Annotated in this window: 3 protein-coding genes; all 3 read left to right on the top strand. The window is 67.4% G+C overall.

Annotation, left to right across the window (positions count from 1 at the left end; genetic code table 11):
- Positions 1-113 precede the first annotated feature (113 nt).
- On the top strand, positions 114-476 hold the full coding sequence (gene tnpA, locus QLH51_RS19760) for an IS66-like element accessory protein TnpA (RefSeq protein WP_206429328.1): 363 nt from the start codon (positions 114-116) through the stop codon (positions 474-476).
- Positions 473-820, top strand: coding sequence for an IS66 family insertion sequence element accessory protein TnpB (gene tnpB / locus QLH51_RS19755; RefSeq protein ID WP_125662748.1), 348 nt, complete (start codon positions 473-475; stop codon positions 818-820). Before tnpA ends, tnpB begins: the two co-directional genes overlap by 4 nt.
- Positions 821-881: 61 nt before the next feature.
- A complete protein-coding gene (gene tnpC, locus QLH51_RS19750; RefSeq protein ID WP_443018853.1) occupies positions 882-2,435 on the top strand; it encodes an IS66 family transposase in 1,554 nt (517 codons plus the stop codon).
- The last annotated feature ends 4 nt before the right edge of the window (positions 2,436-2,439 follow it).

Below are 2,439 nucleotides of genomic sequence, written 5' to 3'. Positions count from 1 at the left end.
CCTTGCGGTAGGGCCAGCGGTGGGGATGTTTGTCGCCTTTGACGAGGGCGCTGGCGGTGCGGGAAGTTGTAGGTTTTACGACCAGTCATACGAGCGCTCGTATGACTGGTCGGATGGAGGTGGTCGGCCGGGTGTCAGGTCGACGGCGATGGTCGGACGCAGAGAAGCTGGAGATTCTGGGCGAGGCGTTCCGCCCCGGTGTTCGGGTCTGCGACGTTATCGCGCGACGCGAGGTATCGAGCAGCCTGATCTACACGTGGCGCAAGCAATTGCGGGAGGGCAAGCTGGCGGGCGTCGTGGCTTCGGTGCCGGTGTTCGCCGAAGTGCAGGTGGCGGAACCGGTCGCGCCGACACCGCAGCCGGCATCATGTCCATCGGGGTTCATCCATATTGAACTGCCGGGTGGCGTGCGGGTGAGTGTGGATGCCGCAGTGGATGCAGGCGCGCTGGCACGGGTGCTGTCGGTGCTGCGATGAGCCCGGTGCCGCTACCGACGCGGGTGTTCCTGGCGTGCGGGATGACCGACATGCGCAAGGGGTTCGATGGCCTGGCGGTGCTGGTGCAGCAGGTGCTGGCGCAGAACCCGCATTCGGGTGCCTTGTTCGTGTTCCGCGGCAAGCGCGGTCATCTGGTCAAGCTGCTGTGGTTCGATGGGCAGGGTCTGTGCCTGTTTTCCAAGCGCCTCGACCGGGGCCGCTTCGTCTGGCCGGTGACCGCGACTGGCACGGTGACGCTGACGCCGGCGCAATTGTCGATGCTGCTGGAGGGCATCGACTGGCGACGCCCCGAGCGGACGTTCACGCCGACGCTGGCTGGCTGAGAACGGCGGTTTTACGCCGGTTTTGCTCGCCCGTTGCCATGCAATCTGCTATGAAACCCGGGTGTCGGAAGCGCCTGTTTCCCCTGCTGATGCCACCGCGCGGATCGCTGCGCTGGAGGCCTCGCTCGCCCGGGCGAATGCGGCACTTGCCGCCCGCGACCTGCTCATCGATACCTTGCGCGGACAGATCGCCCGACTGCGGCGGATGCAGTTCGGCGCCTCGTCCGAGAAGCTGGGACGCGAGATCGAGCAACTCGAACTGGCGCTGGAAGAGCTGGAGACGGAGCGTGACACTGCGGTGGTCGATGTCACTGCGGCCAGCGTAGCGGCGCGGCCGGTGCCCGTCCGCAGTCTGCCGGGGCACCTGCCGCGCGAGGAGGTCGTCCACGAACCGGCATCGGGCGCCTGCACCTGCCCGGATTGCGGTGGTGCGTTGCGCCCGCTGGGTATCGACGCGCACGAGATGCTCGACATCGTGCCGGTGCGCTGGCGTGTCGTGCGCAACGTCCGCCCCAAATACAGCTGCCGGGTGTGCGAGAAGATCGTCCAGGCGTCGGCACCGGTCAGCGCCGTGGCACGCGGCAAGGCCACGTTCGCGACACTGGCGCACGTCATCGTCTCGAAGTTCGACCATCATCTGCCGCTGTACCGCCAGGCCGAGATGATGACGGCGCAAGGGCTCGACATCGACCGCTCGACGTTGGCGGGCTGGGCCGGACAGGCCGCAGCACTCCTCGACCCCATCGTCGGCCGCATCCGTGACGAGTTGCTCAAGGCCGATAAGATCCATGCCGATGACACGCCCGTGCCGGTGCTCGACCCCGGCCGGGGCAAGACCGCGACCGGGCGGCTGTGGGTCTACGCGACCGACGACCGGGCATCCGGCAGCACGGCACCTCGTGCGACCTGGTATCGCTTCACGGCAGACCGCACTGCCGCGCACCCGCTGGCGCATCTCGCCGGGTTTCGCGGCTTCCTCCAGGCCGATGCCTATGCCGGCTATGACGGGCTCTACCGCAGCGGTGTCACCGAGGTCGCGTGCTGGGCCCATTTCCGGCGCAAGGTCTTCGACCTCCACGAGCGGTCGCCCACACCGCTGACCACCGACATCCTCGAGCGGATCGGCACCCTTTATGCTGTCGAGGCCGAGGTTCGCGGCCAACCACCCGATGTGCGATGCCGAAGCCGTCAGGAGGACAGCCGGCCGCTGGTCGACGCCTTGCGCGAGGTGCTCGACGCTGCCCTGCGCCATCTGTCGCCCAGGTCCGACATGGCGAAAGCCATCGCCTACGGCACGAAACGCTGGCCGGCGCTGTCGCGCTTCCTCGATGATGGCCGCCTCGAGATCGACAACAACATCGCGGAGCATGCGCTGCGCGGTGTCGCGGTGGGGCGTCGCAACTGGCTGTTCGCCGGTTCTCGCGCAGGCGGCGAGCGCGCCGCGGCCATCTACACCGTCATACAGACCTGCAAGGCCAACAGTGTCGACCCGCAGGCCTATATCGCCGACGTCATCGCCAGGGTCGCAGGCGACTGGCCAACCAGCTGCTGGGATGAACTCATGCCCTGGAACTGGATGCCGCCGGTAGATCAGCCGACCGCACAAGCTGCATAATCCA

The organism is Sphingomonas sp. 2R-10, from assembly GCF_030062225.1.
Lineage (GTDB): Bacteria > Pseudomonadota > Alphaproteobacteria > Sphingomonadales > Sphingomonadaceae > Sphingomonas.
This window is presented reverse-complemented; position numbering and strand designations above follow the sequence as displayed.